General features: G+C 55.9%; 23 protein-coding genes and 1 pseudogene. 12 read left to right on the top strand and 12 right to left on the bottom strand.

Annotation, left to right across the window (positions count from 1 at the left end):
• Positions 1-3: 3 nt before the first annotated feature.
• The 4 genes from ACFIOZ_RS05950 to ACFIOZ_RS05935 all read right to left on the bottom strand — a co-directional run bounded on the left by ACFIOZ_RS05950 (position 4) and on the right by ACFIOZ_RS05935 (position 5,944).
• Entirely contained in the window at positions 4-1,638 is a 1,635-nt protein-coding gene (locus tag ACFIOZ_RS05950) for an acyl-CoA synthetase (protein ID WP_386082772.1), read from the bottom strand.
• 194 nt (positions 1,639-1,832) lie between these two features.
• Positions 1,833-3,620, bottom strand: a complete 1,788-nt coding sequence (locus ACFIOZ_RS05945) for an acyl-CoA dehydrogenase (protein ID WP_386082771.1) — start codon at positions 3,618-3,620, stop codon at positions 1,833-1,835.
• 124 nt (positions 3,621-3,744) lie between these two features.
• Positions 3,745-5,118, bottom strand: a complete 1,374-nt coding sequence (locus ACFIOZ_RS05940; protein WP_386082770.1) for an MFS transporter — start codon at positions 5,116-5,118, stop codon at positions 3,745-3,747.
• Positions 5,119-5,299: 181 nt separating this feature from the next.
• On the bottom strand, positions 5,300-5,944 hold the full coding sequence (locus tag ACFIOZ_RS05935; RefSeq protein ID WP_386082769.1) for a class I SAM-dependent methyltransferase: 645 nt from the start codon (positions 5,942-5,944) through the stop codon (positions 5,300-5,302).
• A 40-nt stretch (positions 5,945-5,984) separates the two neighbouring features.
• Here ACFIOZ_RS05935 and ACFIOZ_RS05930 point away from each other — a divergent pair, with 40 nt between their 5' ends.
• The 4 genes from ACFIOZ_RS05930 (at position 5,985) to ACFIOZ_RS05915 (ending at position 8,180) form a co-directional block, all read left to right on the top strand.
• Positions 5,985-6,368 carry a VOC family protein gene (locus tag ACFIOZ_RS05930; protein ID WP_386082768.1) on the top strand — a complete coding sequence of 128 codons (384 nt, stop codon included), beginning with the start codon at positions 5,985-5,987 and terminating at the stop codon, positions 6,366-6,368.
• Between the two features lie 114 nt (positions 6,369-6,482).
• Complete coding sequence (locus ACFIOZ_RS05925) at positions 6,483-6,872, top strand: DUF4870 family protein (protein WP_386082767.1); 390 nt, start codon at positions 6,483-6,485, stop codon at positions 6,870-6,872.
• A gap of 2 nt (positions 6,873-6,874) precedes the next feature.
• Complete coding sequence (locus ACFIOZ_RS05920) at positions 6,875-7,810, top strand: lysophospholipid acyltransferase family protein (RefSeq protein WP_386082766.1); 936 nt, start codon at positions 6,875-6,877, stop codon at positions 7,808-7,810.
• A gap of 19 nt (positions 7,811-7,829) precedes the next feature.
• Positions 7,830-8,180, top strand: a complete 351-nt coding sequence (locus ACFIOZ_RS05915; RefSeq protein WP_386082765.1) for a DUF4870 family protein — start codon at positions 7,830-7,832, stop codon at positions 8,178-8,180.
• A gap of 20 nt (positions 8,181-8,200) precedes the next feature.
• On the opposite strand, the gene ACFIOZ_RS05910 is transcribed toward ACFIOZ_RS05915, so the two are convergent.
• Both ACFIOZ_RS05910 and ACFIOZ_RS05905 read right to left on the bottom strand, forming a co-directional pair.
• On the bottom strand, positions 8,201-9,610 hold the full coding sequence (locus ACFIOZ_RS05910; protein ID WP_386082764.1) for a mannose-1-phosphate guanylyltransferase/mannose-6-phosphate isomerase: 1,410 nt from the start codon (positions 9,608-9,610) through the stop codon (positions 8,201-8,203).
• Between the two features lie 86 nt (positions 9,611-9,696).
• Positions 9,697-11,271: a sulfatase-like hydrolase/transferase gene (locus tag ACFIOZ_RS05905; protein ID WP_386082763.1), complete on the bottom strand. Its 1,575-nt coding sequence runs from the start codon at positions 11,269-11,271 to the stop codon at positions 9,697-9,699.
• A gap of 327 nt (positions 11,272-11,598) precedes the next feature.
• On the opposite strand from ACFIOZ_RS05905, the gene ACFIOZ_RS05900 reads away from it, so the two are divergent.
• The 3 genes from ACFIOZ_RS05900 (at position 11,599) to ACFIOZ_RS05890 (ending at position 14,764) form a co-directional block, all read left to right on the top strand.
• A complete protein-coding gene (locus ACFIOZ_RS05900) occupies positions 11,599-13,086 on the top strand; it encodes a glucan biosynthesis protein (protein WP_386083997.1) in 1,488 nt (495 codons plus the stop codon).
• Positions 13,087-13,158: 72 nt separating this feature from the next.
• A complete protein-coding gene (locus ACFIOZ_RS05895) occupies positions 13,159-13,941 on the top strand; it encodes an FkbM family methyltransferase (protein WP_386082762.1) in 783 nt (260 codons plus the stop codon).
• A gap of 49 nt (positions 13,942-13,990) precedes the next feature.
• Positions 13,991-14,764 carry a creatininase family protein gene (locus ACFIOZ_RS05890; protein WP_386082761.1) on the top strand — a complete coding sequence of 258 codons (774 nt, stop codon included), beginning with the start codon at positions 13,991-13,993 and terminating at the stop codon, positions 14,762-14,764.
• A 47-nt stretch (positions 14,765-14,811) separates the two neighbouring features.
• Here the strand turns inward: ACFIOZ_RS05890 and ribA are convergent, their stop codons facing one another.
• Complete coding sequence (ribA, locus tag ACFIOZ_RS05885) at positions 14,812-15,915, bottom strand: GTP cyclohydrolase II RibA (RefSeq protein WP_386082760.1); 1,104 nt, start codon at positions 15,913-15,915, stop codon at positions 14,812-14,814.
• 148 nt (positions 15,916-16,063) lie between these two features.
• Between ribA and ACFIOZ_RS05880 the strand changes: the two genes are divergently transcribed.
• The gene (locus ACFIOZ_RS05880) at positions 16,064-16,906 is read left to right on the top strand and encodes a RibD family protein (RefSeq protein WP_386083995.1); all 843 of its coding nucleotides are present in this window, start codon (positions 16,064-16,066) and stop codon (positions 16,904-16,906) included.
• Positions 16,907-16,963: 57 nt separating this feature from the next.
• Here ACFIOZ_RS05880 and ACFIOZ_RS05875 read toward each other — a convergent pair.
• From ACFIOZ_RS05875 to ACFIOZ_RS05860, 4 genes and pseudogenes are all read right to left on the bottom strand, one after another.
• Positions 16,964-17,863: pseudogene (locus tag ACFIOZ_RS05875) on the bottom strand (lysylphosphatidylglycerol synthase transmembrane domain-containing protein); the annotation flags it as partial.
• A 4-nt stretch (positions 17,864-17,867) separates the two neighbouring features.
• Positions 17,868-19,805 (bottom strand): glycosyltransferase, encoded by a 1,938-nt coding sequence (locus ACFIOZ_RS05870; protein ID WP_386082759.1) that lies wholly within the window; start codon positions 19,803-19,805, stop codon positions 17,868-17,870.
• Positions 19,802-20,200, bottom strand: a complete 399-nt coding sequence (locus ACFIOZ_RS05865; RefSeq protein ID WP_386082758.1) for a 6-pyruvoyl trahydropterin synthase family protein — start codon at positions 20,198-20,200, stop codon at positions 19,802-19,804. The genes ACFIOZ_RS05870 and ACFIOZ_RS05865 overlap by 4 nt, the downstream gene beginning before the upstream one ends.
• Before the next feature lie 27 nt (positions 20,201-20,227).
• Positions 20,228-21,247: a zinc-dependent alcohol dehydrogenase gene (locus ACFIOZ_RS05860; protein WP_386082757.1), complete on the bottom strand. Its 1,020-nt coding sequence runs from the start codon at positions 21,245-21,247 to the stop codon at positions 20,228-20,230.
• Between the two features lie 360 nt (positions 21,248-21,607).
• On the opposite strand from ACFIOZ_RS05860, the gene ACFIOZ_RS05855 reads away from it, so the two are divergent.
• Positions 21,608-22,345, top strand: coding sequence for a CDP-alcohol phosphatidyltransferase family protein (locus tag ACFIOZ_RS05855; protein WP_386082756.1), 738 nt, complete (start codon positions 21,608-21,610; stop codon positions 22,343-22,345).
• On the opposite strand, the gene ACFIOZ_RS05850 is transcribed toward ACFIOZ_RS05855, so the two are convergent.
• Entirely contained in the window at positions 22,342-22,812 is a 471-nt protein-coding gene (locus tag ACFIOZ_RS05850; protein ID WP_386082755.1) for a GFA family protein, read from the bottom strand. The genes ACFIOZ_RS05855 and ACFIOZ_RS05850 overlap by 4 nt on opposite strands.
• Before the next feature lie 397 nt (positions 22,813-23,209).
• On the opposite strand from ACFIOZ_RS05850, the gene ACFIOZ_RS05845 reads away from it, so the two are divergent.
• From ACFIOZ_RS05845 to cysT, 3 genes are all read left to right on the top strand, one after another.
• On the top strand, positions 23,210-24,142 hold the full coding sequence (locus ACFIOZ_RS05845) for a CysB family HTH-type transcriptional regulator (RefSeq protein WP_386082754.1): 933 nt from the start codon (positions 23,210-23,212) through the stop codon (positions 24,140-24,142).
• A 255-nt stretch (positions 24,143-24,397) separates the two neighbouring features.
• Entirely contained in the window at positions 24,398-25,465 is a 1,068-nt protein-coding gene (locus tag ACFIOZ_RS05840; RefSeq protein ID WP_386082753.1) for a sulfate ABC transporter substrate-binding protein, read from the top strand.
• A 63-nt stretch (positions 25,466-25,528) separates the two neighbouring features.
• Positions 25,529-26,362, top strand: a complete 834-nt coding sequence (cysT, locus tag ACFIOZ_RS05835) for a sulfate ABC transporter permease subunit CysT (RefSeq protein WP_386082752.1) — start codon at positions 25,529-25,531, stop codon at positions 26,360-26,362.
• The last annotated feature ends 9 nt before the right edge of the window (positions 26,363-26,371 follow it).

The following is a 26,371-nucleotide window of genomic DNA, read 5'->3' as shown; positions in this document are numbered from 1 at the left end:
TTACTAGCTTGAATGGTTACGCGCTTCTTCACGCAGCACGAATTTTTGGATCTTGCCCGTTGAAGTTTTGGGAAGTTCGCTGAATATGACTGTTTTGGGCACTTTGTAGCCCGCCAGATGCTCGCGACAGTGGGCGATAATATCGGCCTCGGTGACTTCTCCGTACCCCACTTTGAGTTTCACAAAGGCACAGGGTGTCTCCCCCCACTTCTCGTCGGGCTTCGCCACGACCGCCGCCTCTTCGACCGCTGGGTGGCCATAAATAGCGTCTTCCACTTCGATGGTGGAGATATTTTCACCACCGGAGATGATGATATCTTTGGAACGATCCTTAATCTCGATGTAGCCATCCGGGTGCCATACGGCAAGGTCGCCGGTGTGGTACCAGCCACCCTCTAACGCCTGTTCGGTGGCCTCTGGGTTCTTTAAATAGCCCTTCATGACATTGTTACCGCGCATCAGTATCTCACCGATGGTCTGGCCATCTTTGGGTACCGGCTCCAGAGTAAGCGGGTCGGCCACACACAATGCTTCGAGCATGTGGTAGCGCACCCCCTGGCGGGCTTTGATTTTGGCCCGGGCTTCCAGCGGCAACTCATCCCAGGCTTCACGCCAGGCACATACGGTCACCGGCCCATACACTTCAGTCAGGCCATACACATGGGTCACTTCAATACCCAGCGTCTCGACCCCGGCAATCACCGAGGCAGGCGGCGCAGCACCGGCGGTGGTCACTTTCACCGGGTGATCGAACTCACATTTATCTTCAGCGGGCAGGTTCACCAACCCATTAAGAATGATCGGCGCCCCGCTGAAGTGAGTGACCTTCTCCTCGGCAATTAGCTGCATAATCTTTTTAGGATCGACGCGGCGAAGGCAAACGTTCACCCCGGCGTTGGCAGCAATCGTCCAGGGGAAGCACCAGCCGTTACAGTGGAACATCGGCAGTGTCCACAGGTAGATGGGATGATGGGGCATCGCCCACTCCATAATGTTACTCACCGCATTGAGATAAGCGCCTCGATGGTGATAAACCACGCCTTTGGGCTTGCCGGTGGTGCCGGAGGTGTAGTTGAGCGAGATTGCATCCCACTCATCGGCTGGCAGTTGATAGGCGAAGTCAGCGCTGCCCTCATTAAGCAGCGCCTCGTACTCAATTTCTCCAATGCCCTGGGTGTCGCCAAGAAACTCACTATCAGCCACATCAATGATCAGCGGCTTGTGTTCTAGCTTAGCCACCGCTTGTTGGATGACCTCGGCAAACTCAGGGTCGACCAGAATAGCTTTCGCCTCGCCGTGCTCCAGCATATAGCTGATCGCCTCGGCATCCAGGCGAATATTCAGGGTGTTCAATACGCAGCCTGCGAGCGGTATACCGAAGTGTGCCTCAAACATGGCGGGGATATTGGGCAGCATTGCTGCCACGGTCTGGCCCGGCTGAATACCGCGCTTTTCGAGCGCCGAGGCAAGCTGGCGGCAGCGTGACCAGGTCTCTCCCCAGGTACGCCGCGTGCTGCCATGAACCACCGCAGGGTAGTCAGGATAGATCGACGCCGAGCGCTCGATAAAGGTCAGCGGGGAAAGCGGCACGTGGTTGGCAGCGGTTTTGGGCAAGCCTTGCTCAAAGATAGCGGTCATGGTCGGCTCCTGGTTTTATTATTAAGCGTGTTGTTGAATTTGTTTTAAGAACAGTCTGAAAGCATTGGTTTTAAAAACCTTTTTAAAAACTTTTTTGAAAATCGTTTTAAATGATTGTTTTAAATAACTGTTTTGACGGTGTAGAAACAGCACCGCCGCCTCAAGGGGCGGCGGTGCGAAGCTAACTATTTGCGTTAATAAACCTCAAACTCGCTTAAACACTGCATCCCTGCCTCTATCACCGCGCGCTGTGCGCGGCCTACCGGCAGCCATTGAGTAATTGCGAATTCGGCGCTGCGCATCTTGGCAGTATAGAAGGAATCATTACTCCCGTTGTTAAGGGCTGCCTGTGCACTAAGCGCCGCCTGGCCCATCTGCCAAGCGCACAGCACATGCCCCGCCAAGTTAAGGAACGGCGTAGCGTAAGCCTGCACTGCGTCTGGGCCGGTTTCAGGGTCGCGCCCTTGCTCAAGCACCAGCACTTGGGCAGCTTTTAGATCTTCAAGCCCTGCGGCCAAACCACTGCCCAACGCTTTCAGGGCAGGGTCGGCGTTGAGCTGCTCCACGGTAGCAGCAACGTCATGCAGCAGCATGGTGAGCGCTTCGCCGTTGTCTCGCTGGAGTTTACGCCCCGCCAAATCGAGCGCCTGAATGCCGTTAGTACCTTCGTAAATCGGCGCAATGCGTGCATCGCGCAGCAGTTGGGCAGCACCGGTCTCTTCCACATAGCCCATCCCACCGTGTACCTGAATGCCCATGGAGGCGATATCCACTGCCTGATCAGTAGAGAAGCTTTTGATCACCGGAATCAGAATATCCGCACGAGCCTGGGCAGTTTGGCGGGCATCGTTACTTTCAGCGTGGCGGGCAGTATCCAACTCGGCGGCGCAGTAAAGCGCCAGGGCGCGCAGCGCATCGGTACGTGAACGCATGGAGAGCAGCATACGGCGCACATCCAAGTGGTCGCTAATAGTACAATTCTCACCGCCCCGTGCTTTGGGGGAACGGCCCTGGGTGCGCTCCAAAGCGTAAGCAAAGGCGTGCTGGCAGGCGCGCTCGGCTACGCCAATGCCCTGAATGCCCACTTTGTGACGCGCCTCATTCATCATGGTGAACATATGGTTAAGACCACGCCCCTCTTCACCAACCAAATAGCCAACAGCGCCGCCATTCTCGCCAAAGCTTAAAGTGCAGGTAGGTGAACCATGAATACCCAACTTATGCTCAATGGAGGCGCAGGTGACATCATTGCGCTCGCCCAAAGAGCCATCTTCATTAACCATGAACTTGGGCACTAAAAACAATGAAATACCCTTATTGCCTGCTGGCGCGTCGGGCTTACGGGCAAGGACTAGATGAATAATATTTTCCGCAGCGTCGTGTTCGCCCCAGGTGATATAGATCTTCTGGCCGCTGATGCGGTAGTGATCATTTTCAGGCACGGCGCGGGTGCGCACTTGGGAGAGATCCGATCCCGCTTGGGATTCGGTCAGGTTCATGGTGCCCGTCCAGGTGCCTTCCACCAGTTTGGGCAAGTAAGTCGCTTTGAGTGCATCGCTGCCGTGATGGGCCAGCGCCTCAATGGCCCCGGCCGTTAGCATAGGGCAGAGCCCCAGCGCCATATTGGCACCGTGAAGCATCTCCTGCACCGCGCTGGCTACCACTTCCGGCAGGTTCTGGCCACCTAGAGCCTCTGAAACGCCAATACCGTTCCAGCCGCCGTCGACATACGCCTGGTAAGCCGCCGCGAAGCCCTCAGGCGTGGTCACGCTGCCGTCGGTGTGGCGCTTGGCGCCTTGCTGATCGCCAACTTTATTAAGCGGCCCCCATACGTCACCGGCCAGTTTGGCGGCCTCTTCGAGTACCGCTTCGACCAAGTCGGGCGTGGCTTCTTCAAAGCCCGGCAGGCTGAGCGAGCGGTGCGCTAATAGCTCTTCGAGCACAAAGCGCAAATCGCGTACCGGTGCGGCGTAAACATTCATGGCGAACCTCGGGCTGAAAATTTAAACAATTGTTTGAAAGCATGCCCTAGATAGTAGTAATACTCTCTCACCTACACCATTAGCCCAAGGTATCACCCGTTATCAGCAACGTCTCTGCTCCGTTTTAATTTCGCTTATTTACTTGCTCCACATCATCATAGTAAGTGATATGGCTTTCATCTTCCGCGGGCGGCCCTACCACCGGTTCGGCGGCATCCACATCCCATACGGCATCGGAGAGATCCTCCAAATGCTCGTGCTCCAACGCCCCCTGAATCAACTCTTCGGTGACCACTAGCTCGGCACCAGCAGCGGTCATGGGCGTAGTCGGGGTAAAGGGCGCCACGGGCACCGGCGCTGGGCGCACGCTACGCCGCCAGGAGAAGAACACTAAGAAGAATAGGCTTAGTGAGCCGAAAGCCCAGAACAGGCCCGCATCGCCCATGGCGGTCATCACCGGGGAGATCATAAGGGGGCTGATGGTGGCGCCAATCGAGTTGATCAGCAACAGGCCCTGGCTCATGCGCACCAGCGCCCCTGCTGGGGCGCGGTCAGCGGCGTGACTCACCGCCACCGGGTAGAGGGCAAATACCCCACCGCCAAGCAAGAACAGCAGCAGCGCCAGCAGCGGCGTAGAGAGCGGTAGCCATAGCATCGCCGCCGAGATCAGCACACAGAAACCACTAATACCGATCAGTACCATCTGTCGGTCATGGCGATCCGACCAGCGACCAATCGGGTACTGCAGCAACATTGCCCCCATAATCACTACCGCCATCATCTGCCCCACCTGGCTGACACTCATACCAATGCGCTGCAGATAAAGCGGCAACAGGGTATACGCCGCTGCGACAACCATCCCGGAGCCTAAGCTACCCATCACGCCGGTAGGCGTCAGCGTGATCAAACGGTGCGGGGGAAGCGGCTCGGCATGCTCCATAATCGGTGATACACGGGGAATCATCGCCATGGGCAGCACTGAGAGCGAGGCTAGTAGCCCAATCACCATAAAGGGCGCGGTGACGCCCATAGCATTGGTCACGCCTAGCAGCAGTTGCCCCAGTACCCCAGCGGCATAGAGCGAAATCATATACAGCGCCAGCAGGCGGCCACGAACCTTTTGGTCGCCCGATGTGAGCAGCCAGCTTTCAATGACCAGATACACCCCCACCGTGGCCCAGCCGCCAATGAGACGCAGTACAAACCAGGCCCAGGGGTCGAAGAACAAGCCCTGGAGCAACACCGTGACGGCAACTAATGAGGCAAAACTGCCGTAGGCGCGAATATGGCCAATGCGTAGCAACAGGCGATCATTCACCATGGCGCCTAACGCTAAACCGATAAAGTAAGCGGACGACACAATACCGATGACCGTGGCGGACTCACCGGCAGCATCCAGACGCACGGTAATTAGGGTGGCGAGAAAACCGTTGCCAATCCCGAGAATAAAGAGCCCTAACAGGGGCGCCAGCGCCATGGCTAGCAGTTGCCGCGACATGAAAACCTCGTCTTGCCTAAAAGTAGTGAAAAACAGGGGCTGAAAACAGGCGTGAAAACGCTGATGAATGTGTTCACAGAAACCGGTATCTCATCTGGCACGTCGAGTCAGGCCGGGATAGCGGCGCGCAATTATTGCCCTCAAGCGGGCAAAGTCAATGCTTTTCTAACGTTACAATTATTCACGTTAGCGTTTTGTGTAGAATAACCGTGTCTGGCCCAGGAAATTCCACTACTAAACTATTCTTTTGCGCCCACCAACGGAAGGTCTCCTCACTAAAAAAGCTGATATGCGTGGGGTCGCTAATATAGTGCCAGCAGGCAAACGCTTCTGGCGAAGTGACGCGTTTGGTCATTAATCCCAGATAACCACCTGGGGCGAGCTGGTTCATCAACTGCGCAAACACCTGGCCAGGCTGTGACAAGTGCTCAACGACTTCTGTAGCAGTGATAAAATCATATTTTTGTGTCAACGCTGAGGCATCGGGAGCGTAAAAGGGGTCGTAAATAGTCATCGGGTGACCCTGCTCGGCAAACATAACCGACAGCGTCGGCCCCGGCCCTGAACCAAAATCAAGCCCGCGAGCATGGGATGATAGCTTGGCTAATAGCGGGGTAAATAAACGCCCTAAAAAGCGTCGATATCCCGTATCATGCGGCGAGTTTTGATGCTTATCGTATTCAGCCTTTTCTTCAGCAGCACTCAAATGCTGCTCAGGGGGGACAAATACCAGCTTGCACGTGGCACACTGGTAGTAGTCACGACGCCGAGCCCGGTGGTAGAGCGCAGTCGTGGATTCAGCGCAGAGCGGACAGCGGCGCATCATTGTATTCTCTGGCTTAACGTTATGTATTAAGGAAGGTGGCATGCTATCAGGTCTGGATCATCTTGTTGTTACCGTGACCGACATTAGTCGTGCAGTGGATTTTTACTCGCGGGTTTTGGGCTTAGACGTACGCTATCGCGATGCTCAAAGGGTCGATTTGATGCTTGGGGATACGGCACTACGCCTGCATCAGACCGATACTGACATTGCCCCCATTTCAGCAACGCCTACGCCTGGCAGCCTGGATTTGTGCCTGCGCTGCCAACTGCCGCTGAACGAGTTCAAGCAGCATTTAGATGCGCTGGCGATTGACGTGGAGCTTGGCCCCGTGGCCCGCCAAGGTGCCAATGGCCCGATTGAGTCGATCTACCTACGTGACCCGGACGGTAATCTGCTAGAGGTTTGCCGACCGACTTCGCGCTAATGCTAAGTCTAATGAATCAAGGTATCATATGCCGCGCTTAAACAGCGCGCACTGATGTGTACTTGGCATCATCACCCACTTCAGTATTTATACAGATCGATCAAAGGAAACGTTATGCTAGATAACGAAAGAGAATCCCCACTCGACGGCCAAGTCGTCAACGGAGAGCAGAACTCCCAGCCCGACACCACCATGGCCATGGTTATTTATGCCCTCTATCTGGCCAGTTTTATCCTTGGCTTTACGTCGATTATTGGTGTGGTCATTGCCTATGTCTATAAGGGCAAAGGCCCGGTATGGCTGGACGAGCACTACCGCTACCAGATCCGCACCTTCTGGATAGGGTTGATATACGGCATTATTTTCTCGATATTGCTCTTTGCGGTGATCGGTTTCCCGCTGTTGCTGGCGCTAGCCGTGTGGTTCATTATTCGCTGTGTTAAAGGTTTCAAAGGGCTGCAAGAGAAGCGCGCACCTTCCAATGTAGATACTTGGTTGATTTAACGATGGCGCCACAGGGGGCTCAAAACGTTAGACGCTTTTCCAAAGCCAGCGCGATCAGTTGGCTATGGCGTCAACTGTCACGCTGGCCGCTTGCGCGCCTATGGCGTACTGCTTCGGCGCTCGGCCCTCTGGTTTACCGCTTTAATAAGCGTGAGCGCTGGATAACCGATCGCAACTTAGCGGCTGTCTACCCAAACCTGTCCGTTGCTGAACGTAAAACGCTTGGTCAGCAAAGTTTACGCCACTCAACAGCGACCATGCTGGAACTGGGCCACGCCTGGATGGCGGAACCTGACAGGGTAGAGAGCAGCATTTTAGCGGTGCACGGACGCGATAAGCTCGATAGCGCCCGTACCGAAGGCCGCGGCGTGATTGTGCTTGCCCCCCACTTCGGTAACTGGGAAGTGCTCAACTTCTGGCTTTCGAGTCACTTTCCCTTTACCGCTATGTACGAGCCCCCCAAGATCAACGCCCTCGACCCGGTCATTCGTCATGGCCGTGAGCGCATGGGGGCAAGTTTAGTGCCCACCAATCCTCGCGGTGTGGCGGCGCTGCTTAAAGCGCTTAAACGCAGCGAAGCGATTGGCATACTGCCCGACCAAGAGCCCGATTGGGGCAGCGGCGTTTTTGCCCCCTTCTTTGGCCGAGAGGCCTATACCGCCACCCTGCTACCCAAACTAGTTGCTCGGACTCAGGCGCGTGTTGTCACAGGCGTTGCACTACGTGTGCCTGGCAAAGGATTTGAGATTCACTTTCTGGATGCCGACGAGCGGGTCTATAGCGACGAGGATGTGCAGTCTGCCACGGGTGTCAATGCGAGTGTCGAAAGTGCAATTGCCTTGGAACCGGCACAGTATCAATGGGAGTACAAACGCTACCGCAAAGTAGTACAGGAGCAGCAAAATCTAGCCAATTTCCGCGACTATCGCCTTTATTAGGCTGAAAAAGAGAGCACTGATGACACAGCCCCCTGTAAAGCGCGATGACAGACGCGCGCCACAGATTATTTACGCACTCTACTTGGCAGGTATCGTCACAGCCAATACCACTCTGTTGATTGGCGTAATTATTGCCTATGTTTATCGTAAAGAAGCGGCACCATGGCTGCAGCAGCACTATCGTTACCTGACCCGCACCTTCTGGATCGGCACCCTGTATGCCTCCATCGCCTTCCTGCTCAGCCTTGTGATAGTGGGCACCCTGCTCTGGCCACTGTTAGCGGTATGGCTGGGTGTACGATGCGTGCTCGGCTGGGCCGATGTGCGCAAAGGGCTAACGCCGGCACGTCCTAATAGCTGGCTTTGGTAAGCCGCGACTTATTCCGTCCTTCACTCATTGCTATCACGGGCGTAAACATCATCCAGACGCTCAATATCGTCTTCGCCCAGATAGCTCCCCGACTGCACCTCGATCAGTTCAAGGGGAATTTTTCCGGTGTTTTCCAGCCGATGCAGTGCCCCAATAGGGATATAGGTGGATTGATTTTCAGTTACCAAAAAGCGGCGCTCTTCAAGCGTTACCTGCGCAGTTCCCCTTACCACGATCCAGTGCTCAGCCCGGTGATGATGGCGCTGCAGCGATAGCCGCCCGCCAGGTTTCACGGTAATACGTTTGACCTGATAACGCTCGCCGCTGTCCATCGCTTGAAAGCTGCCCCAGGGGCGCTGTACCTGGGCCGCCGTGCAGGGTTCGGTGCGGCCCGCTTGGGTAAGCGATGTCACCAGCTGCTTTACTTGTTGCGCCTGACTGCGGTGGGCAACCAGCACGCAATCCGAGGTCTCCACGACAATCAGATTATTCACACCCAGTGTGGCTACCAGACGATGTTCGCCAAACACCAACGAATCCTGCGTATTGGTCAGCCAGGTATCGCCTTTGGTGGCATTGCCCGCAGCGTCAGGCGTAACGGTTGCCCATAGCGCATCAAAACTGCCGATGTCGCTCCAATCGGCTGCCAGAGGCACTACAGCAGCGCGATCACACTGCTCCATCACCGCGTAATCAATCGAGTCAGCCGGGCAGCGCCGAAATGCCACTTCGCCCAAGCGTAGAAAATCCAAGTCTCGCCGCGCCCCACCAACCGCCTCCTCACAAGCCTCCAGCATCGTTGGTTGTAACCGCTTGAGCTGGCCTAAATAAGTCGAGGCGCGCAACAGAAACATACCGCTGTTCCACAGATAATCGCCGCTTTCGACTAACGCTGCAGCACGCTGGGCGTCCGGTTTTTCAATAAAAGCGGCAAGGTGATGACCACCTTCCAGCGGCTCGCCACAGGCAATATAGCCGTAACCCGTTTCAGGCTGTGTAGGTACAACGCCGAAGGTAACGAGGTAGCCTGCTTCGGCTAACGGTAGGGCCAGTGAAACGCTGTGTTGAAACGCCTGGACATCGCCGATCACATGATCTGCCGGGAGCACTAGCAACAGCGGATCATCGCCAGCGTGACGCGCCAACAGCGCCGCACAAGCAATTGCCGGGGCGGTATTACGTCCCTCAGGCTCAAGCACCAGGGTAGCGGTTTGATCCATTTCGCGCAGCTGCTCAGCCATTAAAAAGCGGTGGCTATGATGGCCCATCACCATTGGCGCTGCATCGGTTAACCCGGCTAGGCGGGTTAGGGTTTGTTGGAGCAGACTCTGGGAAGAGGTTAAACATAAAAACTGTTTCGGCATCTGCTCCCTGGAAAGCGGCCATAATCGCGTGCCGCTGCCCCCACTTAAAATCACAGGCTGAATCATTGCTGCGTCCTTGTCGTTGTCCTTGAATCAGAGAACTCTCTTTTCTCAGAGGCTACCCCTGCTGCCGAACCCGTGCCTAGGCCAACCTATAACTCTCCAAAGTCGGCCTGCAGCCAGTGGCGAAGTTGGCTCATCCTGGGCGCACTGCTCGCCTCTTCGAGGGTAGGCAGCGTACCGGGAACAAAGCCACGCTCTATAAAAGGCACCAACAGTTCAGGGTCACCGCTAATAATATGCACCGGCACTGCAGCGCTGGCATCGTCGCCGGTAATCAGTGGCGCGGCCTGATGGTCACCCAGCACAATCATTAAGGTATTATCATCCACTACGCGCTCGGCCCACCGCCCGGTGACTTTTACAGCGTACTCCACTGACCAAGCGTAGTGATCGCGAATGCGCTCAATCTCCTGCCACAGCACTTCTGGTGGGTCACCAGCACTCTCCCAGGGGGCAAAAATACGCCCATCGCCAATCGATGACCAATCCTCCAATACCGGCAGAATCGGCGTCCAGGGTGCATGACTGGAGATTAGCGCTAACTGAGCAAACACTGGCGTCTCGCCCAGCAAGTAGCGTTGGGTATAATCGAGGGTAAACTGATCCGGCATGGTGACCCAGTTGAGAGCAGGCCCGGAATAGGCGATATCTTTCGCTGCGGCGATCTCATCAAAGCCATAGGCCTCGCCTTCCGGCCAGGCCAGGGTAATCGCGGGCATTACACTCAGGGTGCGCTGACCGGTGGCACGAAAATCATCGATCAAAGTGGCGTGGCCGCTGTCTAGCATCAACCGATACCACAACTGATTGTCGATCCACCGCCCACTGAGGGTCGTCGCGTGAGCCAGCCAAGACTGCCCACCGCGAATAGGCGCTGTCAACATACCAGAAACCACATGGAGGTCTCGCGCCTCTAACCGCTGCTGCATTTCGGCTAGCGTAGGTAGCAGAACGCCGGAGTAACGTGGATTTTCCAGCGCCGAGATACCGTAGGACTCAATAAAGGTGAGCAGTACATTACGCCCCTCCAGCCCCGGTAGCTGCCTAGCCTCCAATGGGGCTGACGCCAACTGTGCTGTAAAGGCGAGGCGAGCGGCGTGGGTATCGGTTATTTGCTGCCACTGAAAGCGTGTCGTGTTCACCATCGGTAAACGAGCACTATCCACTAGCCGGATCCCACTAAGCTCAAGCGCTGCACTGCTAGTGGCAATGACTAGCAGCGTTAATGCCAACACACCAGGCAGGCGCTTAACAGAGTAGGCGACAGGGGGCAGCAGCAGGCGCACTAAAATCAGTGTGATGGCGAACAACGAGGCAACCCCCGCCAGCATTGCGCAAACTGCCAACAGTTGACCTACATTACCTACTAACAAGTGATAAATTGAGCGCAGCAGAGGTACATCAAGATAGAGATTGAGCGACCGGGCAAAGGCCATTTGGGTGGCGGCAGTGCCTAAATTGACGGCAGTTGCGAGGATCACCCAACTGACGACTCCAACAGCCACTACACGGCGCGTTGGGCCAACAGGGAGCAGCAGCATGAGCGGCGCAATGATAAGTGCCTCCCAAGCGAGCAAATGGGTGCCAACCTCGCCAAAACGCCACCAGAGCGGTGCAATGAGTAAGAAATTCAGCGCTAGAAACAGTAGTAATAATCGACTCATCGCACTCTCATCTGGGACTACCCTTGCTTACAATGTCACTCATAACCTGCCAGCGCCCTCTCTTGAAGAGAGGGCGTACCCAATCACAAGACACAAGAGCAAGGAATAAGGCTGCTGAAAAACACAATAATCATGTACTGTCATATTTTATCGTATAGTTATTGTGTAAAGACTTCACGCTTTGCTTGGCATAAGGCCCACGCGTTTTGCAGGCCTTCACCAGAAAGGATTTCGTCCATGGGTTGTAAATGTGTTGGTAGAAGACCGTTTTTTAGCAGGCCTGTTGCCAAGGGGCGGACTGGCAAATGGATCGTGCTAATTGGCTCTATGCTCGCCGTGCCTGCGTTGGCTGAAGACGATGTGCATTTCAGTAAGGTCATTGAGCGCGCACAGCAGCTTGCTGAAGAGGCTTACCAAGCCCCGGAAGAGAGCTTACCTGAGGTATTGCGCGAGCTCGACTACGATACCTACCGGCAGATTCGCTTTGACCCCGAACATGCCTACTGGAAAAACGAGAGTCCTTTTAGCCTACAGCTATTTCACAGCGGCTTTCTTTTCCAAACCCCGATTGCCTTGAACGTTATCGACAACGATACGGCAACACCCCTGCCCTTCTCTGCAGCAGACTACACTTATGATGGCAATGCCGCAGCGCTCAAAGAGCAAGACCTTACCGGCAGCGGCCATGCGGGCTTTCGTCTCCACTACCCCCTTAATAGCGATCAATACGACGATGAGTTTGCTGTGTTTCTGGGTGCCAGCTACTTCCGCATTGTGGGGCGTGACCAGGCGTACGGACTCTCCACCCGAGGGCTAGCGATCGATACCGCTTCCCCTGATGGCGAAGAATTCCCGGCATTTCGTGAGTTTTGGCTCTATAAACCCGACGCGGATGCTGAACAGATTGAGCTACTGGCGTTAATGGACAGCCCCTCGGTCAGCGGTGCCTATCGGTTTGTTATCCAGCCTGGGGAGAATACCCAAGTCGAGGTCGAAGCGGAGCTGTTTGCCCGCGAAGATATCGCCAAGCTGGGCGTCGCTCCGCTCACCAGCATGTTCACTTTCGGTGAAGCAAGCCACGAGCGGCCAGACGATTTTCGCCCCCAGGTGCACGACTCCGACGGTCTGCTGATGCACACTGGCAGCGGCGAGTGGATCTGGCGCCCGCTGAGTAATCCCTCCTACCTGCATACCTCCACCTTTGTAGACGACTCCCCTGAGGGTTTCGGGTTAATGCAACGTGAGCGTGACTTCAATCGCTACTTGGACGTCGAAGCCCAGTACCACCGCCGCCCCAGCCAGTGGGTTGTGCCGCTGGATGAGTGGGGGCCGGGTCATGTGGAACTTGTCGAAATCCCCACTCCCGACGAGACCCACGACAACATTGTCGCCTACTGGGTGGCAGACGATACGCTGGATGCAGGCGAATCCCGCCGCCTGCACTATCTCACTCACACCTTGAATACTCAGCCTGACGCACACAACCTTGGCCGCGCCATTCGTACTCGCCATGGCCGCGCGGGCGTGCCGGGGCAAGCGGACTCTTCCTCGCTGGAGCAGCGCCAATTTATCGTCGATTTTCAGGGCGGCGCGTTAGCGGATATTACCGCCGACCAGCCCGTCGAGCTCGATATCAGCTCCCAACACGGTGAGGTTCTGCTCCCCCAGGTCACTCCGCTGCCCAACGACGGCTGGCGGGCGAGCTTCCGGCTACCCGCGAGCGAACAACCCAGCGATGTGCGCCTAAGGCTCACCTTAAATGGCGAACCCGTTAGCGAAACCTGGAATTACGTGTGGTATCCCGATGAAGAGTAGCCCTTATCAAGCAAAACTTATATCGCCAGCGCCTGTCTGGATCAAGGCACGTCCATTCAGAGAGCTTAACTAATGCGGCACATGGGGCTACAACGACTGCGCAGCGCGGGTGGGCTTGCCCGCTCGCTATTTATTTACTGGCGGCCAGGGCGCCAGCGAGGCCTCCAACGCCTCTATAAGCCTTTCATTCAACCCGGTAGTGTTGCTTTTGATATTGGTGCGCATTTAGGTGACCGTAGCGCGGCTTTCCATGCGCTGGGCGCCAGAGTGGTGGCGCTGGAGCCCCAGCCCGACCTCGCCAAGTGGTTTAAACGCCTAGTGAAACCAACGACTATTAATCTGCTGCCAATGGCAGCTGGCCCAGCAAGCGGCTTTGCCGAGATCGCTATCAGCCCCGGCAACCCGACCCTCTCTACTCTGGCCACCGAGTGGCGGGAGCAAATTGGCGAACGCAACGCAGGTTTTAGCCAGGTACGCTGGGAGCAACGGCTGCGAGTACCGGTGACTACGCTGGATGCGTTAATTGATGAGTATGGCGAGCCCAGCTTTATCAAAATTGACGTTGAAGGCTTTGAGGCCGAGGTTCTGGCAGGACTAAGCCGCCCAGTGGCAGCGCTGTCGGTGGAGTTTGTCGCCGGCGCCCTGGAGGTGAACCAGGAGTGCGTTAACCACTTAAGCCGTCTTGGCGAATACCGCTACAATGTAGTGGCGGGCGAGCAGCGCCATTTTCGCTGGGAAGAGTGGCAAACACCGCAAGCGCTTAGCGAGTGGCTCAGCGCAGGGGGCGAAGCCCTACCATCCGGGGATCTCTACGCCTGCCGCTCAGACCATCCGCTACTGCTTAACTCGCTTTAATTTTTGCGCACACTATTTGAACTCTCTATAGGCATAGGCACGTCACGCAATGATTCACCACTGGCAAACCCTCACCGCTCCACAGTTAGCCGAATTCGCCCAACGTGACCCGGTCGCGGTACTGGTGCTTGGCGCCATTGAGCAGCACGGCACGCACCTCCCCTTAGCCACTGACTTGATGATTGGCGAAGGCCTGCAAACCGCTATGCTGGAGATGCTTGATACCCATTTAAATGTTATCTGCCTGCCTTCGATTGCGGTAGGCGCCAGCGATGAGCATACCAGTTTCCCAGGCACGCTCAGCTTGCCCGCACCGCTGGCGATTGCCACCCTGGAGGCCTACGGCGACAGCTTAGCTCGCGCCGGCATTCGTCGTTTGGTACTGCTTAACAGCCATGGAGGCAATAAGGCAGTGATGGATTTGGCGGGGCTAACCCTACGACGGCGGTATCGCATGCGCGTGGTAAAAGCCACCTATACTCGGCTACCGCCCCTGGAAGGCGCGATTGACGCTGAAGAGCTCCGCTACGGCTTGCATGGCGGGCTCCTCGAAACCGCGATGATGCACTATTTGGCACCCACGCTGGTACAGCTAGAGAACTATCAAGCTACTCCACCTGCGGCCCCCGAAGGTGGTGCATTGGTGAGCGCAGAAGGCGCTGCCGCCTTTTCCTGGTTAGCGGAAGACTTAAGCGCCCAAGGCGTGGCTGGCGATGCCAGCCACGCCAGCGCTGAATTAGGCAAACGGCTCGTGGAGCACTACGCCCGCCAGTTGGCTAGCGTGGTGACGGAAACCGCACACCTGCCCCCGCTGGCCAACTAACATGACTGAACCAGCGGGAAGCAACTTTAGCCAGCACCCCATTAGGTTCATCGCTGGCCGCTTAATACGTCTTCCAGCAAGTGTCCACCGCGGGTAGCTTTAGCATTCAGATAGCGCTGATTATGGTCGGTCACGCTGCCATATAGTGCTTGGCGTGAGACCACCTCGATACCGCCCTGGCGAAGCGCTTCTATCTTCAGCGGGTTATTGGTGAGTAGCTGTACCTGATCGATATTGAGGGCGTTGAGCATATCCACCGCCACGGCATACTGGCGCTCGTCATCACCAAAACCGAGCACTTGATCCGCATCCACGGTATCCAGCCCACCATCTTGCAAGGTATAGGCACGCAGCTTATTGGCTAAGCCAATGCCCCGGCCCTCTTGCGCCAAATAGAGCAGCACGCCGCCCCCCATGGTTTGAATATCCGACACGGCGTTGCGTAGCTGTTCGCCACAGTCGCAGCGCAGACTACCAAACAGGTCGCCGGTTAAACACGCCGAGTGCAGGCGTAGCGGCACCGCGCTTTCCCAACGTTCCGGCTTGCCGATCACCACCGCAACGTGCTCGCGCAGACCGTCCGGCTCACGGAAGAGCACAAAGCGGCTGTCGGCGGCATCCTCAAGGGGGATATTCGCTTCGCTCACCCGCTTGAGCATACCCGGCGCCCCGGCAAGGCACTGGGCCGCGTCTTCAGCGCTGACTTGCAGTAGGCGCCCTTCTGCCAACTGCTGCTCAATCGCTGCGGTGGCCTCTTCGCTAACAAAGGCACACAGCGCTGCGGGGATCAGCAAGGCGCGGCGCATTAGTGTCACGGCGCCTAGTTCAGCTAGCCCTGCGGGCGTTAGCCCGCTTAGCTCTCCACCGGCAGGTTGAGGGGGCGTTTCTGACGTGGCCAAACCATGCAACTCATTGGTGCTAATGTGAGCTGGCAGCGGCAGGCTGGCGGCCTCAGCGGTTAAGCTCACACCCATCGCCGTCAGACGGTGACGAGTGAGCACCAGCGAAGGTCTCTCGCCCGCTAATAGGGCAAGCGCTTCGACTGAATCACTGCCTTCCAGTGCCTGCACGAGCAAACGTTGCTCACCGGCATTCACCACCACGGGCAATCCACGACGGATATCGAAAATAGCGCGTTCAATCTGGTACATGTAGGCCTCCTGGCTTCCTTACAAGGGGGATGGCGCACGCTTGCGCTGAGCTATTTGCTTTAAACTGAACTAATGGTTGCCCTGAACTGCTTGCTCTTGACCCAATAGCGCCCGCATGATGAAACGGATTTTTTAGCACGGAGGCGTCATGCCCGAACTCAATGCCAACACGATTGCGCTGGCCGATGCCTGGGAATGGCTGTTGGCGTTGCGTCATCGGCACTCTTGCGATATCGCGATCACCTTGACGCCAACCGGCGAGTGGCAAACAGCCCAAAGCGTCACCGTTGAGGCGCGGGAGTTGCTTGACTGCCTGACACCGCTGGCTAGTCGACCGACTTGGGTAGTGGCGCAACTGGGACAGAGCATGGATGGCCGCATCGCCACGGAGAGCGGCCACTCCCACTACATCAATGGCCATGAAAGTCTGGTTCACTTGCACCGCCTGCGCGCCCTGGTCGATGCCGTTGTCGTCGGTGCGGGTACCGCCAGCGCCGACAACCCGCAGTTGACCGTGCGCCACGTTAGCGGCACTCACCCGGCGCGGGTGGTGCTGGATCCACGCGGTCGTATTCCCAGCGACCTGGCGCTGCTGAACACCGATAGCGCCCCGACGCTGCATATCGTGGGGGCTGGCGTAAGGTCTGAGCTGCAGGCAACGACGAGCCTGGCCCACGTTGAACGCTGCGTACTGCCGCTGAATGCCAGCGGGCAGTTCAACCCCCATGATGTTGTCAACCTGCTGGCCGAGAAGGGCCTGCCGCGGATATTGATAGAGGGCGGCGGAATTACGGTGTCTCAGTTTATTGAGGCGGGTGCCGTTGACCGACTCCATCTGCTGGTCGCCCCGCTGCTGATTGGCTCCGGCAGGCCAGGGCTGAAAATGACGCCCATTGAGACCCTTGAGAGTGCGCTGCGTCCGCCCTCGCGAACTTTCCGCTGTGGTGACGACACTCTCTTCGACCTGCGACTGCGGGATACCACCGCTTGAAGGCTGCGCTTTTTCGCGACGACTCAGCGCCACCCAGATGCCCGGCAGACTCGCCAACAGCACCAACATGCCGTAGGCCAACGACACCGCCACGCCCTGGGCGGGCGGCAGGCCGACCAGCGCCCATACACCCGCAGCGGCGCCTTCACGTAGCCCCCAGCCAGCGACCGAGAAAGGAATCAGCATGGCCAGCAGCAGTACCGGTGTCAGTGCCAGCACCTGCAGCGCCGGTAACGCAACCCCAATCGCCCTAGCCGCACAGACCATAACCAAACCGTAGCTAAGCACAATCACCAGTGACGAGAGCAATTGCTGGGGCCACACGCCTTGACGCAACAGACCGCGTCTTACATCGCCAGCCAAGGCTTGGCACCAGTGCGGCAGTCCTGCTAACCAGTGGCAAAAACGCTGGCGCAGCAGCAAGCCAATGACCATGACCGTCGCAAGCACAGCTAATGCGCTTAAGCCCACCGCGGTGATCAATGCCCCTCCCAACGCAGCATGCCAGAGCGGTGAAAGCAGCAACGCTGTTAACGTAAGCACGACCACGGCGACCTGCCCTGAAGCGCGCTCAATAATCACCGCTCGCCAGGCTCGCCCCTTAGAGTGCGCTTGGGTGGCATGGCGGTGCGCCCGTCCGGCGTCGCCTAATACCCCCCCGGGCAGCAGTTGATTGACCAGTAGCGCCAGATAGTACTCACGCAGGGCGTAAGCAAAGCGCAGCGGCACATCGATCAGTCCCGCTGTAAACTGCCAGCGCCAGGCGCAGAGCATGATCTGAAGCGTGCTGATGGCTAACGCCAGTACGACCCATTCGGCGGAGAAACGCCGTACCTCCGCCACGACAGCCTGAGGTTCAACCCACAGCGCCACCGCCGCTAACAGAGCAGCGCTAACCAGCCCGCGGCGAAACCACGGACTGGACAGGCGAGTATGCCAACGCTCAGCAAGTCTCATCGGCTTACGCCTCTTCCTGAGGCATAGCAAGCAGGTCACAGTGCCCCACCCAAATGCCCTGCTCGCCATTGGCCACCGCTTGCTGACGCTGTTGCAGCCAGGTGGCAATGCGCGCCGCGGCTTGCGGAGCTTGTTCGGTGGCGGCGGCAGCCCAGCCTTCAAGCAGCGCCATCATTAATGGCAGTTGCTCTTGACTGCCCGCAGCGAGCTGCCACGGTGTTTCAGCTTGTTCAACGCGATAATTAGCCGCCTCCAGAGCGGCGACTAATGCCCGGTGCGCCTGACCGCCCAATGCGTCGCCCAGGCCTTTATTGCGCTGCTGATGAGCCAGAAACAGCGCCAGCAGCCAGTGGTCTTCGTCATCCAGCACCGGCCCGCCTTGAGGGTCAATAAAGTGCCATTCACCGTTCACGCTAAGCGCTATCAGCAGCGCTTGTTGCTGCCCGACAATCCGGGCCACCAAGGTATCGATCCACTGCTGGGAGACCAGATCTAACAGCGCCGATGCGGTCACCAAGTGCGCATCGGCGAGCGGCACATTGGCAACCGGCTCCAACGATAAGCAGTGGGTCTCAACGGCAACGGGCTGCCCTTGGCTATCGCTTAACCCAGCGGAACATTGCCGCGCCTGGGCTAACAAAAGGGCGTCGTGATCGATCAATTTCCAGCGCTGACGGCCACCCAAGCGGGGCGCCAGAAAGCGCATATTACTGCCCCGGCCACAGCCAAGATCTGCTATCAGCGGCGCTGAAGTGCGCACGTTCAGCCACTCGTTGGCTTGCGCTGCAAGGCGCTGGCTGCGGGACACGGCATCTGCCGCCTCACGCAGCGCCAACCAGTCTGACGCAAACTGACTGCCTGCGTTCAAATCGGGAAAATCGTTGCGCGCAGTTAACGCCACGGCAAACTTATCGCCCGCAGCCTGCCAGTCGCTCAACGCATTACGGGCCTGGGCAGCGCCCTGCCGCAGTTGCTGGCGTAGCTGGCCATCATGGCAAAAACGGCTCAAGGCGTCTTGCAGCGCCTCACTATCACCCGGTTCAACGCTTAACCCTGCACCTTCCGGCAAGGTATCGCGAAGTGCCCCGCCAGTGGTGGTAATTACCGGCAGGCCGTGAGCGAGGGCCTCGGTGACCACCATGCCGTAGCCTTCATACCAGGACGGCAGCACCAGCACGTGGGCATTGCGATAAGCTGCTTCCAGCGTCTCGCTATCGCACTCGCCGTGCAGTTGCACGCTGGCCTGCAAGCCGTTCTGCTCAATCAGTTGCTCTACGCGCTGAGCGAACTCAGGGTCACGTGCGCCGCCGTAGCAGTCACACTGCCAGTGATCACCGGCAACGCCCGCCAGCGCTTGCACTAGCACATCCTGCCCCTTGCGCGGCGTTAGCGTTGCCACGCACAGCAAGCGTAGGGGTTCACCCGGCGCTGCTGCGGGGCTAATCGGCGCCCGGGCCACGCCCGGTTCAACCACTGTTACATTCGCATTGAGGGTTAGAGCGTAATGGTCAGCAAGCTCAGGTAACCGCCGGGCAGTAAACTGGCTGGTAACAATAATCCGTGCCACGTGGGCAAGGGCGGTTAACTCATTGCGATGAAAACGCTGCTGATCGGCCTCATTAAGGCCAGATTCATCGCCTAAGGGGTGATGCAGCAAGGCGGTGATATCGAGCCGTTGGGCATGCTGAGCAACCACCTCCGGCAGCGCCCCCATGGCCAGGCCATCAATCACTACCGCGGCCTGATCGGGAAGCGACGCAAGTGCCTGGGAGAGGGCTATCGCCGCCTCGGCATCCGCGTCGGGAAAGCTTCCCGCCAAGCCGACGACGTCAATTTCCCAACCCTGGTCACGCAAGGCCGAGACAATCTGGGCGTCATAAATATAGCCGCCGGTACGCTGAGTGGGGTCACCGGCAACGATTAAGGTGAAACGCTGACTCATAGCGCGCCTTCGTAGCTAGCCCAAGCCACATGGGACTCATGCAGTTTGATCTCCATATGGGTAATCCCCTGGGCGGTGGAGCCCATTTTCCCCTCACCAATTGCCTTGGCGAGCTGGTCAAAGATCACCTTGGCCATAAATTCGGTGGTGGTGTTTTTGCCCTTAAACTCAGGTACTTCATCCAGGTTGGTGAAGTTGTAGCCAGCCAGTACCGCTTTCACCGTTTCGCTGGCCAGACCGATATCGATCACCAGACCATCCTCATCCAGCTCGGGGCGCTGAAAAACCACATCCACCACATAGGTAGCGCCGTGGGTGCGCTGGGCGGGGCCAAAGATCTCCCCCTTAAAACTGTGGGCGATCATAAAGTGGTCACGAACACATAAACGAAACATAGCGTCTCCAAAAAATGGGCAAATGGGTTATGCGGTGTAGCGCAGGCGGTGACAGAGCTCAACGCTGCCTGGGCCAAACAGTTTAGGGGCCAGCGAGGGGAACTGATCAAAGTCGCTTTCGCCACTGATCAGTGCATCCAACCGCTCATCCACCAACAGGCTCAGCGCTAATGTTAAGCGGCGCTGATAGTCCCAGCGTGGGCGTAATTTAGGCGGCAGTTGGCCTACCTGGCTGGCCTTTAGCGTCAACCGCTGGGAGTGGAAAGCACCGCCTAGCGGTATTGCGACATCGCCTTCACCATACCAGCTCATCTCGACAATGCGCCCTTCACTGCCGATCAGTTCAATCGCTTTGCGTAGCCCTTCAGAATGGCCGCTGGCATGAATCACGCAGTCTTGATCTTGTGGAGCATGTTCGGGGGTACAAAACACCACACCTAGCTGTTCTGCGAGCTGGCGGCGCTCAGGGTTAATATCGACTAAATGCACGTCAACGCCGGGTATCTGAGCACACAGATACGCCACCAACGCGCCGACTACGCCAGCGCCAATCACACAGACTCGCTCACCCAGCATAGGCTCTGCGTCCCACACGCCGTTAATGGCGGTTTCCATATTGGCGGCTAGCACAGCGCGTTTAGCGGGCATGTGGTCAGGTATGGTGAGCACCGCCGAAGCGGGTACCACGTAGTCGTCTTGATGGGGAAATAGGCAGAAAACAGTTTTATCCAGCAGGGCATCAGGTCCTTGCTTAACCTTTCCCACACTGCAGTAGCCGTACTTGACCGGTGCGGGAAATTCTCCCGACTGAAAGGGAGCACGCATGCGGGAGAATTCGCTTTCAGGCACGCGACCATTGAACACCAAGGATTCAGTGCCGCGGCTGATACCGCTGTACAAGGTACGTACACGTACCTCATCCTGAGCGGGAGGACTAAGTTGTTCACGCCGCAGCTCGCCTTCTCCTGGGTTGACCACCCAGAAGGCGGTGGCCCAGTTTTCTTTGGCGGCATTGGAGGCATTGCCAACATCGTTAGGCGCCGACATGAGCGTTCCTTTTCGTTACGAGCCCACTTGTTCCGAGCTCTCTTTCATTCCGTTGAATGTGGCTTGGCACCATTGCACTGCAAGTTAGCAGTAAGAGGCAAGTCGTGTGACTCAACCCCCTAGCGTAATGTGTGACCATGCTTTGCATGGCACGAGGCAGAACAGTTTTCAATGGTTCACCATCTTCAGCTTAGCGGGTGAAAAGAAAATATTCGATTAACCAATTGGAACAATTGAAACTAACCCATCTATTTCTTGATCCTATGGACAACCCTACCTTCTTCTACAAGAATGGTACATATAAAAATAGTTGCATCATTTATTTCAACTGCGGACAGCGATTCCGCTTCGTGAGACACCATGCCGCTCTTCTCTAACGCTTCATCTTACACCCTGCCTAAACGTCTCTATGGCGCTGGAGAGCTACTGCTGGGTGGCATGCTGCTAATATCCTTGGGCAAAGGTCTGCCCCTTTTGATGGCTACTCCCGCTAACTGGGGGTTGGCTATAGGCTTCTACACGCTTATCTCCACCCTGATCCTCATCTTCTGGCCCTACGGCTCGCTGGGCTGGGCAAACCGGGTCACGTTGGCCCGAGCGGTTTTGGTTGCTCTCGTAGCTGGCGCGCTCGCCGACAATGCTTTTGTAGGGGGTATCTGGCAGTGGTTGGCAATTGCAGTGGTCGCTCTGCTATTGGACGGTGTTGATGGCTGGATTGCCAGGCGCACGAAAAGCCACACACGGTTCGGCGCGCGCTTCGATATGGAGCTGGATGCCTTACTGATTTTACTGCTCTGTGCAGGCTTGCTACGGCTGGAATCGCTGGGGCTTTGGGTGCTGTTGATAGGCGGAATGCGCTACCTGTTTATGGCTGCCAGTTGGCGATTCCCGTGGCTCTCAAAACCGCTGTTTGCCAGCTTTCGACGCAAGGCTGTTTGTGTCTGGCAGGTGGTAGCGCTACTACTGGCGTTGACCCCTCTCACATCTCATTTTCTTGCCAGCCTGCTCGCCATTAGCGCATTGATATCTCTCACCTATTCATTTGGTTTTGACATTTTGTGGCTGTACCGAAAATCAAAGCATAGCAAGCAGAATTAACACTCTAATCCCAAACGCTGGTGCCACTCAGCAAGGCTTTCATCGGGGTACTCATCGAAGCACTTATCCTGGAACTGCGCATTGACCTCGACCCAATCCGCCCTGCTTCCCAACATCATGTGTGTTCGCTTGGGTGGTGTCGGCAGTGGTGTATCGATTGCTGATGCGAAAGGATGCACAAGCTCGGGCCAGTCGGGATCGTAAACCCATAGCGACGTGGCGCAATGCTTGCAAAAATGCCGCTCGCCCGTGCTTTGCACGCCATCGATGACCGCTCGATAGACCGAGATGTGCTCATCGCCACTCACGTTGAGGGTTTTACTATCACCGCTGAGGTTGATGGCATAGCCGCCACCGCCCGCCGTTTTACGGCAAATAGAGCAGTAACAACGGTTGAATGGATAGGGATGCTGAGACCTTACGCTGAACGTCACTGCCTGGCAGTGGCATGATCCTTTGAGCAGCATAGCTACCTCCGTTTGCAGCGTTTAATAATCACAAAGGCCCGTTAGATAGCACCAGAGCGCCACTTTTTAGGTGCTCTTTTACTATAGCCCCACAAGCGTTAAACCATCGGACTAAACCAGAATCAACGTTCACCATGCCGAGCTTTTTGAGTCACATCGATGGCAATCTTGAAGGACAAGAAACCAAAATCCTCACCAAATCAACCTCCACTTGGAACTTAATAATTTTGCACTGAAACCCATCCTCTATGCCAAAGTGCCTCAAGATGAGTATCGCTCTCGGCTAAATACAAAAAAAACGATAAGGATATCGTGAAATATAATTATGGAATAAAAGATATTCTTAATATTCTTTTACGGAATATCAAAACTGCCAACTGATCGGATACTCCTCGCTATGAATATTCAGCAACTGCGCATCGTACGCGAGACAGTGCGTCAGCACTTTAACCTTACTGAAGCATCCAATGCCTTGTTCACCTCTCAGTCTGGGGCAAGTAAGCACATTCGAGATTTGGAAGAAGAGCTAGGCGTTGAGATTTTTGAGCGCAGGGGCAAGCGGATTCTTGGGCTGACAGTCGCGGGCAGCACTCTGATGGAATTCATTGAGCGCATTTTGCTTGATGTGGAAAATCTTAAACGCTCAGCGCATCAGCTTACCCATGTGGATCAAGGCAGCCTTGCCATTGCAACTACGCACACCCAGGCACGCTATGCCCTACCGCCCATCATTGCCCGTTTTAAGCAAGCATTTCCAAAAGTACATTTGGAACTTCACCAATGCAGCCCTGAAGAAATTGTCTCAATGCTGAAAGCGGGCAAAGTGGATATCGGTATTGCCACTGAAGCCCTGCACGAAGAGGGGCAACTATTCGCCTGCTTTCCCTTCTACCACTGGTATCACGGCGTCGTGGTGCCGGAAGAGCATCCGCTCAATGACGGCTTACCATTAACACTTGAGCGCATAACTGAACACCCGATTGTGACTTACCACGAAGGGTTTACTGGGCGTACCCGTATTGATACCGCATTTTCGGCGGCGGATGCATTCCCGGATATCGTGCTTACCGCACTAGATGCGGATGTGATCAAAACCTATGTAGAACTGGGCATGGGCGTTGGGTTAATCGCCTCCATGGCGTATCACGAACAGCGTGATCAGGGGCTAAAGCTACTAGATGCCAGTGGTCTATTTCCCCGCAATACTACTTATTTAGCGCTACGACGCGGCCATTTCCTGCGCGGTTATGCTTATCAATTTTTGCAGCTTTGCCGCGAAAACCTGGATGAAGAGACTGTAAACCAAGTATTAGCAGGCCGAAGGGACTAGCTGTCGTTCACCGCCTTCGTTTTCCATCTTTTCCAACCTCCCCATGACGAGCAGGTAACCACGCCACCTGACCGTTGTGGCTTTTCAATATGCCTGATTTCACTACGTAAGCTCGCTGGTTTGTAAAGAATGGCTAATCACAAAAAGATATAAGCAATCCATTTTTTATTGGTTAATCAGAATAAAAGACATGGTTAGGCTGTGATCATCAACTCAACAAACGATTACTTGGTTTCTTTGACTGGAGCAGCCGCTATGCAAGCTATTAACACTTCAAATATTTGGCAACTTTCCAAACTCACCACTGCCACCCTTCTCGGCGGCGCCTTGCTCATCGGTGCACTCACACTCAGCACATCCGCTCAAGCTCAAAGCGAAAGCGTTGAGCTTCTCAATGTCTCTTACGACCCTACTCGTGAATTCTATCGCGAATACAACGAGCTATTTGACGAGTTTTGGCAAGCCGAACAGAGTCAATCTGTGACTGTTCGTCAGTCCCATGGGGGGTCAGGTTCGCAAGGCCGGGCAATTATTGACGGTATTGATGCTGACGTAGCGACACTGGCGCTTGCCTACGATATTGACGCGATCCATGAACGTGCTGATTTGATTCCCCAGGACTGGCAGTCACGCCTACCCAATAACAGCTCTCCCTATACGTCCACCATCGTCCTACTGGTGCGTGATGGCAACCCGAAAAATATTCAAGATTGGGACGATCTAGCTCAGGAAGGGGTTGAGGTGATTACGCCAAACCCGAAAACCTCAGGGGGCGCGCGCTGGAACTTCCTGGCGCTATGGGGTTACGGTTTAGAGCAGTTCGATGGCGATGAAGAACAGACTTATGATTTCGTTCGCCAAGTTTATGAAAACGTACCTGTTCTTGATCCAGGCGCTCGTGGCGCGACTAATACTTTCGTTCAGCGCCGTATTGGCGATGTGTTTATTGCCTGGGAGAACGAAGCCTTCTTGTCAGTAGAGCAGCTCGGACAGGGTGAGTACGAAATTATTGTGCCATCTCAGAGCATTCTAGCTGAGCCACCCGTCACCGTTATAGACGCCAATGTTGACCGGAAGGGTACCCGCGAAGTAGCCGAAGCTTATTTAGAGCACCTCTATACAGACGAAGCCCAGCACTTAGCTGCCAAACACTATTACCGCCCAAGCAACCAGGAAATTTTGGCTGAGTACAGTGATGAGTTCCCAGCGCTTAATCTCTTCACGATTGATGACGTTTTCGGTGGCTGGCAGGAAGCTCAGCAGCGCTTCTTTAACGATGGCGGCGTATTCGACGACATTCTTGAAGATATCAACACACAGTAAACGAGCTTATTGATCCACTTGCCAGGAGGTTAGTTACCTTCTGGCATTTTAATGAGAGTCTATATGTCATCAATTACGCTTGCCAAACGCCGGGTCATTCCAGGTTTCGGTCTCACCATGGGTTTCACTCTGCTGTATATGGGCCTAGTGTTTCTTATTCCGGTGGGTGCCTTTTTGCTTTATACCACCACGATGAGTTGGGAGACGTTTTGGAATGCGATTAGCCAGCGCCAAGTGGTCGCTTCCTACAAGCTCTCCTTTGGTGGCTCATTAATTGCCGCGACGATTAATCTGGTTTTTGGTGGGCTAGTGGCTTGGGTGCTGGTGCGTTACAAATTCCCAGGCAAACGCCTTGTGGATGCACTGGTCGACCTCCCCTTTGCCCTTCCTACCGCGGTAGCCGGTATCGCTCTAGTGACGCTCTATGCCAGTACCGGTTGGGTGGGCCAATATTTGGATGTTTTCGGTATCCGTGTTGCCTATACGCAGCTTGGCGTTGTAATTGCACTCACCTATATCGGCTTGCCCTTTGTGGTACGTACCGTGCAGCCGGTACTGGAAGACCTAGAAGCCGAGTTAGAAGAAGCCTCTGCAAGTTTGGGTGCTGACCGACTTACCACCATTCGCCGGGTTATTTTTCCCGCTTTATTTCCAGCCTTACTCACCGGCTACGCGCTAGCCTTTGCACGCGCGCTAGGTGAGTACGGTTCCGTCGTTTTCATCTCCGGCAATTTGCCATTTCGCACTGAAATCACACCGCTGCTCATCGTTGCTAAGACGGAACAGTACGATTACCACGGAGCAGCTGCGATCGGCACCGTGATGCTTGTGGCGGCATTTTTAATGTTGCTGGTTATTAACGGCCTGCAGTGGTGGGCCAGCCGTCGCCATGGATAACAGGAGCAA

Source organism: Vreelandella sp. F11, from assembly GCF_042466685.1.
Lineage (GTDB): Bacteria > Pseudomonadota > Gammaproteobacteria > Pseudomonadales > Halomonadaceae > Vreelandella.
The sequence above is the reverse complement of the archived record's forward strand: the minus strand, read 5'-3'. Positions and strand labels throughout refer to the sequence as shown.